6 protein-coding genes are annotated in these 6,891 nt (G+C 73.8%); 5 read left to right on the plus strand and 1 reads right to left on the minus strand.

The features are described 5' to 3' along the window. Nucleotides 1-14 precede the first annotated feature (14 nt). The 5 genes from murJ to ACIQWG_RS11875 are packed head-to-tail and all read left to right on the plus strand — an operon-like array spanning nt 15 to nt 5,445. Entirely contained in the window at nt 15-1,712 is a 1,698-nt protein-coding gene (murJ, locus tag ACIQWG_RS11855) for a murein biosynthesis integral membrane protein MurJ (protein ID WP_404093449.1), read from the plus strand. After that, entirely contained in the window at nt 1,702-2,493 is a 792-nt protein-coding gene (locus ACIQWG_RS11860) for a polysaccharide deacetylase family protein (RefSeq protein ID WP_404093452.1), read from the plus strand. Before murJ ends, ACIQWG_RS11860 begins: the two co-directional genes overlap by 11 nt. After that, a complete protein-coding gene (locus tag ACIQWG_RS11865; RefSeq protein ID WP_404093454.1) occupies nt 2,490-3,632 on the plus strand; it encodes a glycosyltransferase in 1,143 nt (380 codons plus the stop codon). Before ACIQWG_RS11860 ends, ACIQWG_RS11865 begins: the two co-directional genes overlap by 4 nt. Further along, nucleotides 3,629-4,294: a lipopolysaccharide biosynthesis protein gene (locus ACIQWG_RS11870; protein ID WP_404093456.1), complete on the plus strand. Its 666-nt coding sequence runs from the start codon at nt 3,629-3,631 to the stop codon at nt 4,292-4,294. The genes ACIQWG_RS11865 and ACIQWG_RS11870 overlap by 4 nt, the downstream gene beginning before the upstream one ends. Further along, on the plus strand, nt 4,291-5,445 hold the full coding sequence (locus ACIQWG_RS11875; RefSeq protein ID WP_404093457.1) for a GNAT family N-acetyltransferase: 1,155 nt from the start codon (nt 4,291-4,293) through the stop codon (nt 5,443-5,445). Before ACIQWG_RS11870 ends, ACIQWG_RS11875 begins: the two co-directional genes overlap by 4 nt. Here ACIQWG_RS11875 and ACIQWG_RS11880 read toward each other — a convergent pair. Next, nucleotides 5,405-6,649, minus strand: coding sequence for a glycoside hydrolase family 26 protein (locus tag ACIQWG_RS11880; protein ID WP_404093460.1), 1,245 nt, complete (start codon nt 6,647-6,649; stop codon nt 5,405-5,407). The two genes, ACIQWG_RS11875 and ACIQWG_RS11880, sit on opposite strands and share 41 nt — an antisense overlap. Nucleotides 6,650-6,891: the final 242 nt, after the last annotated feature.

Below are 6,891 nucleotides of genomic sequence, written 5' to 3' on the forward strand. Positions count from 1 at the left end.
GGCCCCCGCCGGCCATGACCGAGGCCGCCTCCGACCGGGCGACCGGTCTGGACGGCGTCCTCCAGAAGGGCGGCCGGCCCACCGTCGGCCGCACGACTCCACGGCCCGCACGGCGAACCGGCGCCCCCTCGGGCCGGTTTCTCGCCCGCGCGACCCTGCTGTCCGCCGCGCTGTCGATGGCCGGCGCGCTGCTCGGGCTCGGCCGGGACCAGGCGCTGGCGCATCTCTTCGGCGCCGGGGCCGAGAGCGACGCCTTCCTGGTGGCCTGGACGGTCCCCGAGATGGCGTCGACGCTGCTGATCGAGGACGGGATGGCGTTCGTCCTGGTGCCCGCGTTCAGTGTGGCGCTGGCGCGGCGGGCGCGCGGGGCCTGCTCGCCCGACCCGGTGCGTGCCCTGGTCGCCGCCTCGCTGCCGCGGCTGTGTCTGGCGCTCGCCGCTACGGCCGCCGTGCTCGCGGCCGGGGCGCCACTGCTGGTCGCCGTTCTCGCGCCCGGCCTCAGCGACCCGTCCCTGGCGGTGTCCTGCACCCGGCTGACCGCGACCTGTGTGCTGAGTTTCGGGCTGGCGGGGTATTGCAGCGCGGCGCTGCGGGCGCACCGCAGCTATCTCGCGCCGGGCGCCATCTACATCGCGTACAACGTCGCGATCATCACGACGATGTTCGTGCTCGCCGCGCGGTGGGGCGTACGGGCCGCGGCCCTCGGTGTCGCGATCGGCGGGTGCCTCATGGCCGCCGTACAGGTTCCGTCGCTGTGGCGGCGGATCGCCGGGCGGCCCCGGCGGCCGGAGTCGGCACCGCCGGACGAGGGAGACGGTGACGGCGGCCGGACGGTCGCGGTCGGGCTGGTCCTCGCGGTGCTGCTGTTCGCGCTGTGCCGGCAGTCGCAGGTGCTCGTCGAGCGGTACTTCGCCTCCGAGCTGCCCGCCGGGGCCATCTCGCACCTCAACTATGCCCAGAAGGTCGCCCAGTTGCCGATGTCGCTGTCGATGATGGTGTGCGTCGTCACGTTCCCGGTGGTGGCCCGGGCCATCGCCGAGGGCGACACCCGACGGGCCGGGGAGCGCGTCGAGCGGGACCTGGCGCTGATCGCCTGCATCGTCCTGCTCGGCGCCGGTGTGGTCGTGGCCTGCGCCCCGCAGCTCGTCCAACTGCTGTTCCAGCGCGGCGCGTTCACCGCTCAGGACACCGCCGCCACCGCCACCGTGATGCGGGTGTACGCGCTCGGGCTGCTCGGGCAGACGCTGGTGGGGGCGCTCGTGCGGTCGTACTTCTCGACCGGACGGACCACCTGGTTCCCGCTCGGCGCGATGGGCGCGGGCACGCTCCTCACCGTCGTCGTCAGCGCCTGGGCCGTGGACCCCTGGGGCGCGCGCGGCATCGCCGCGGCCAACGCGGCCGGCATCACCCTCACCGCGCTGATCCTGCTGCTCGGGCTGGGGCCGCGCGCCGTGCCCGTGCGCGTGCCCCGGGTCGTCGTGGAACTGACCCGGCCGGTGCGGGCGGCCGTCTGCGCCACCGGCGCCGGGCTGCTGTGCGCGGGGCTGTTCGACTCACCCGCGGTGTCCGTCGCCGTCTGCTGTGCCTGCGTGAGCGTCGTCTTCCTGCTGCTGGCCTGGCTCCTGGACGCCGCGGGCGCCCGGTCCCTTCTGCTTCCCGTCACGCACTCCGTCCGTAGCTCCGTCACACGAAAGCGTCGCCATGGTCGCTGACATCACCGCCGCGCCGCGCGCGGTCGAACCCGAACCCCGGCCGGTCGCCTGGGGACGCCCGAAGCGGCGGCCCGCCGCCTGGGTGGCCATGTACCACTCCGTCTCCAACTGTCCGGACGACCCGTACAACATCACCGTCACCCCCGGCCGGCTGCAACGGCAGTTCGCCTGGCTGGCCCGGTGCGGCCTGCGCGGGGTGAGCGTGCGCGAGCTGCTCGCCGCACGCGCCCAGGGCCGGGAACACGGCCTGGTGGGACTCACCTTCGACGACGGGTACGCCGACTTCGTCACCACCGCCCTGCCCGTGCTGCACCGCTGGGGCTTCACCGCCACCGTGTTCGTGCTGTCCGGACTGCTCGACGGCGAGAACTCCTGGGAGACCACGGGCCCGCGCAAGCAACTGCTCGACGTCGAGGGCATCCGCCTCGCCGCGGACGCGGGCATGGAGGTCGCCTCGCACGGGCTGACCCACCTCGATCTGACCAGGGCCGACGACGACCTGCTGTACAGCGAGGTCACCGAGAGCCGGTACCGGCTCGCCGGGATCGTCGACGACGACGTGGAGGGCTTCTGCTACCCGTACGGCCATCTCGACGAGCGGGCCGTCGACGCCGTACAGCGGGCCGGATACCGCTACGCCTGCGCGATCAAGCCCGGCCCGGCCGGCTCCGGCGACTTCGCGCTGCCCCGCCTGCACATCGGGGAGGCGGACAACCCGGTGCGGCTGGAACTGAAGCGGCGCCTCGCCCCGCTCTGCGGCCGGGCCCTGGAGGCGGTGTGAAGGCGCTGCATGTCATCACCGGCCTCGGCGTGGGCGGGGCGGAACAGCAGCTGCGTCTGCTGCTGCGGCACCTGCCCGCGCAGTGCGACGTGGTGACCCTGACCAACCCCGGCCCGGTCGCCGCGGGCCTGGCCGCCGACGGGGTGCGCGTCACCCACCTCGGGATGACCGGCAACCGCGACCTGGCCGCCCTCCCCCGCCTCACCCGGCTGATCCGCGACGGCGGCTACGACCTCGTGCACACCCATCTGTACCGGGCCTGTCTGTACGGCCGGCTGGCGGCACGGCTCGCGGGAGTGCGGACCGTCGTCGCCACCGAGCACTCCATCGGCGCGACCCGGCTGGAGGGCCGCCCGCACACCGCGAGCGTGCGCGGGCTGTACCTGGCCGGCGAGCGCCTCGGCCACACCACGGTGGCGGTCTCGCCGACGGTGGCCGAACGGCTCCGGCACTGGGGTGTGCCCGGGCAGCGCATCCGCGTCATCCCGAACGGCATCGACGCGCCCCGGTTCCGCTACGACGAGGCACTGCGCAAGGAGGCACGCGCCGAACACGGGCTGCCTCAGGACGCGTTCGTCGTCGGCGGCGTCGGGCGACTCGCGCCGGGCAAGCGCTTCGACGTGCTGGTACGGGCGCTGGCCCTGCTGCCCGGTGACGTATGGCTGCTGCTGGTCGGCGGTGGGCCGGAGGAGTCGGTGCTGCTGCGCACCGCCCGGGATCTGGGGGTCGCGGGCCGGGTCGTGCTGACCGGCGAACGGCCCTATCTGCCCGGGCCCCGTGACAGGGCGCCCGGCCTGGTCGCCCTGCTGTCCGCGATGGACGTGCTGGCCTCGCCGTCGCCGGAGGAGTCCTTCGGCCTGGCCGTGGTGGAGGCGCTGGCGGCCGGGCTGCCCGTGCTGTACGCGAGCTGCCCGGCGGTCGAGGACCTGCCGCGGGACGCCGCACCCGGTGCGCGGCGCGTCACGGGCGGCGCCGGGGCCTATGCGCGCGAGCTGCTGCGGCTGCGGTCCGCGGGACCGGCCGAGCGGGCCGTCCCCGACGTCGTACACCACTACGACATCGCGCGCACCGCACGGCAGCTGATGGATCTGTACACGGCCGCTCTCTCCGGCTCGAACCTGGAAGTGAGTTCCTCATGACAGACAACCCCGGTGGGCGTGCCCCGCTGTCCGACCGCACGTCCCTGAAGCGGCTGCCCCTGTGGTGGTGGCTGCCGGCCGGCGCGCTGATCGGTGCCGTGGCCGGTGGTGCCTACGGCCAGTTGAGGCCCCCGCAGTACACGGCGACCAGTTCCGTCGTCGCCGTGCCCAACGGCAGGACCGACGCCGACTGCACCGACGCGCTCGGCTTCGCGCAGGCGTACGGCCGGGTGGCCAAGCAGCTCGCGGTGCTCGGGGACGCGCAGGTGTGGGCGGGTGTGCCGGTGTCGACGATGCGCGAGAGCGTGGACGTCGCGACCTCGCCGGACGCGCCGATGGTCGCGGTCTCGGCGACCTCGACGAGCCCCGCCGAGGCGGTCGACATCGCCAACGCCGTGTCCGGCGCGCTCCTCACCCACGCGGACCACACCAAGGACGACACCGGCATCAAGCTGGAGCGTCTCTCCCGGGCCCTGAAGCCCACCGAGCCGTCGTCCGCGTCCCCGGCGCTGACCGCTCTGGTGGGCGCGAGCGCCGGCGGTCTGCTGGGCGGACTGGCTTCGCTGGCCCGCCCGCGGCGGACCGAGGACGACGACGACACGAGCCGGGCGTCGGTACCCGGCCCGGCCAACGCCGCCGACGCCCACGGGACCCTTGGATGACGGCCTCGCGCGAAGCGCTGTCGGTGGAGGTGTGCACCGACGGGCACACCTTCGCCGGGCTGGCCGGGGACTGGGAACGGCTGTACCGGGCGTGCCCGTCGGCGACGCCGTTCCAGAGCCACGCCTGGCTGCACTCCTGGTGGCTGTCGTACGGCAGACCGGACGCACTGCGGCTCGTCCTGGTGCGCCGGGGCGGTGAACTGGTGGCGGCGGCACCGCTGATGCGGGTGCGCGGGCCGCTGCCGGCGCTGGTGCCGATCGGCGGCACCATCACCGACTTCTGCGATGTGCTCGTCGACGAGGCGGTCGGCGAACCGGGCGCCGCCGCGCTGGCGGACGGGCTGGCCGAGCTGGCCCGCACCGCCCTGGTCGACTTCGGCGAGGTGCGTCCGGGTGGTGCGATGGAGCGGGTCTACCGCTGCTGGCGCGGCCCACGGCACCGGACCCTCGACTCGGTGTGCCTGGATCTGCCGGCCCTCCCGATGGGCGAGTTGGTCGGGCGGCTGCCGGTGGCCCGCGCCCGGCGGATCCGCACCAAGGTGAAACAGCTCGGCAAGCTCGGGCTGGAGTGGCGGGTCGTGGGCGACGGCGAGACCGAGGCCGCGCTGCGCCGGCTCCTCGAACTGCACCGGCTCCAGTGGGAGGGCAGACGGGTCTCGGCGGAGCATATGCGGCCGCGTTTCCTTGAACACCTGGTCCGGGCGGCGGTCCCGCTGGCCCGCGGCGGCCAGGCCACGACGACGGAGTTCGTGCTGGACGGCTCGGTGGTGGCGGTCAACATCATGCTGCGGTCGGAGCAGTTGGCCGGCATGTACCTGTACGGCTTCCACCCCCACCTGCGGGAGCGCAGGGTGGATGTGGCGACGATGCTGCTGCACGCGGTCACCGGGTATCTGGAGTCCGCCGAGCAGCGCCTCCCCGGCCAGGTGCGGACGCTGAGCATGCTGCGCGGCGACGAGCCGTACAAGCACCGCTGGTGTCCCGAGACGGCCGTCAACCAGCGGTTTCTGCTGGCCCGGCGCCGCACCCTGCCGCTGCTGGCGGCCGCCGTCGCCGAGGACACCGCCCGGCGCCGGGCCAAGGAGGTCCTGCGCCGGCGTGCCGGGGCCGCTACGGCCGATGGCGCTCCGCCCCATGAAGACAGGCGGTGAGCCTGCCGCCGACCTGGTGCTCCAGCCACTTATCCAGGCTGACGGGCGTGCACGGGGGCAACCTGTAGGGCTTGGCGGCCGGCACCCGCGACGGGGTGCCGGCCGGCTTCGCGTCCTGCCCCGGATTCGCGGGGGTGGACAACAGGATGCGGTACAGGGCCGAGGCCCGGGGGTTGTCGGAGCACAGCCACACACCGTGCGGGCAGTAGTCGGTGATGGTGTTGTACAGCGGCTTGTGCTGGTCCATCCAGGCCAGCATGCGCAGCATGTACGTGATGTTGTCGCCGTTGCGGAACAGACCCCACTCGGGATACGAGATCGGCTTGCCGTGCCGGCGCGCGAAGTCCACGTGGTGCTGGAGGCCGTAGGGCTCGGACACCTGCTCGTCGAAGCTGAGGCCGCGCGGCTGGTCGTAGGCGTCCATACCGATGATGTCGACGTACTCGTCACCGGGATAGCACTCCGGCCACGGAATCGCGTCCATGCCCCGGCTCGGGGCGAAGTCGAAGCGGAACCGCTGCCCCTGGACCGAGCGCATCACCTCGACGACGCGCCGCCAGTACCGTTTCCAGCTGTCCGGGTCGGGGCCGCAGCGGTGGGTGTAGGTGGTGCCGTTCATCTCCCAGCCGAGCACGATGACCGTGTCCGGCACGCCCAGGTCGACCAGTCGTTCGGCCAGCACCTCGAAGTGCTCGTCGAACGCGCCGGCCGCGGCGCGGCGCAGCAGCTTGCGAACGGCCGCGTCGGGGAGGTTCTGCTCGTTGCGTTCCATCATCGGCACGTTGAGCACGAGCATCCGGTCGGCCCTGGCCCGCCGCCATCTGGCCCAGCCGTCGAGGAAGTTGTGCGCGCCCTCGATGTTGTGCCACAGGTCCCCCGGCAGATAGGTGTGCCCCACGCGTGGCTCCTGACCGCCCAGCCAGCGGGTGAGCTGCCGCATCCGCCGCACTCCGGCGGGCCCGTAGTGCAGGTAGGCGCCGAACGCGGAGCCGCGGGCGGGTGCGCTCTGGGGGGAGTGCGCGCCGCCGGGGGGTGCCGGGGGCGGGGCGGGGGCCGCCGTGGACGCGGGGCGCCTCGGGTCGGGGTGGGTCGAGGCGGCGGCCGCGAAGGCCGGGCCGGGGGCGAGGGCGGCCGACGCGACCACCGCGGCGGTGAGGAACGCCAGCCCTTTGGGGGCGGACCGGCGACGGTCAGGGGCGGCCATGCGTCCTCCTCGGCGCGCGCGTCGATCGCGCGTCCTGATACGCGACGGGGTGTGCTTCTCCCTCTAGGTGATACGAAGTCACATCCGCGTCGGCGTCACCATCCGAGTGCGGCCGAACGGGCCCCTGACGTGCCCTCAGCGTCTAGGTGTGCTGTCCCGGGACGTTGGTGACAGGCGACACGCCTTGAGCGGTCCTTGAACGGGGCGAGGGCCTCTGGGTTCGGTGTGGATTGCGATATCGA

This window comes from Streptomyces sp. NPDC098781 (genome assembly GCF_044759995.1).
Taxonomy (GTDB): Bacteria; Actinomycetota; Actinomycetes; order Streptomycetales; family Streptomycetaceae; genus Streptomyces.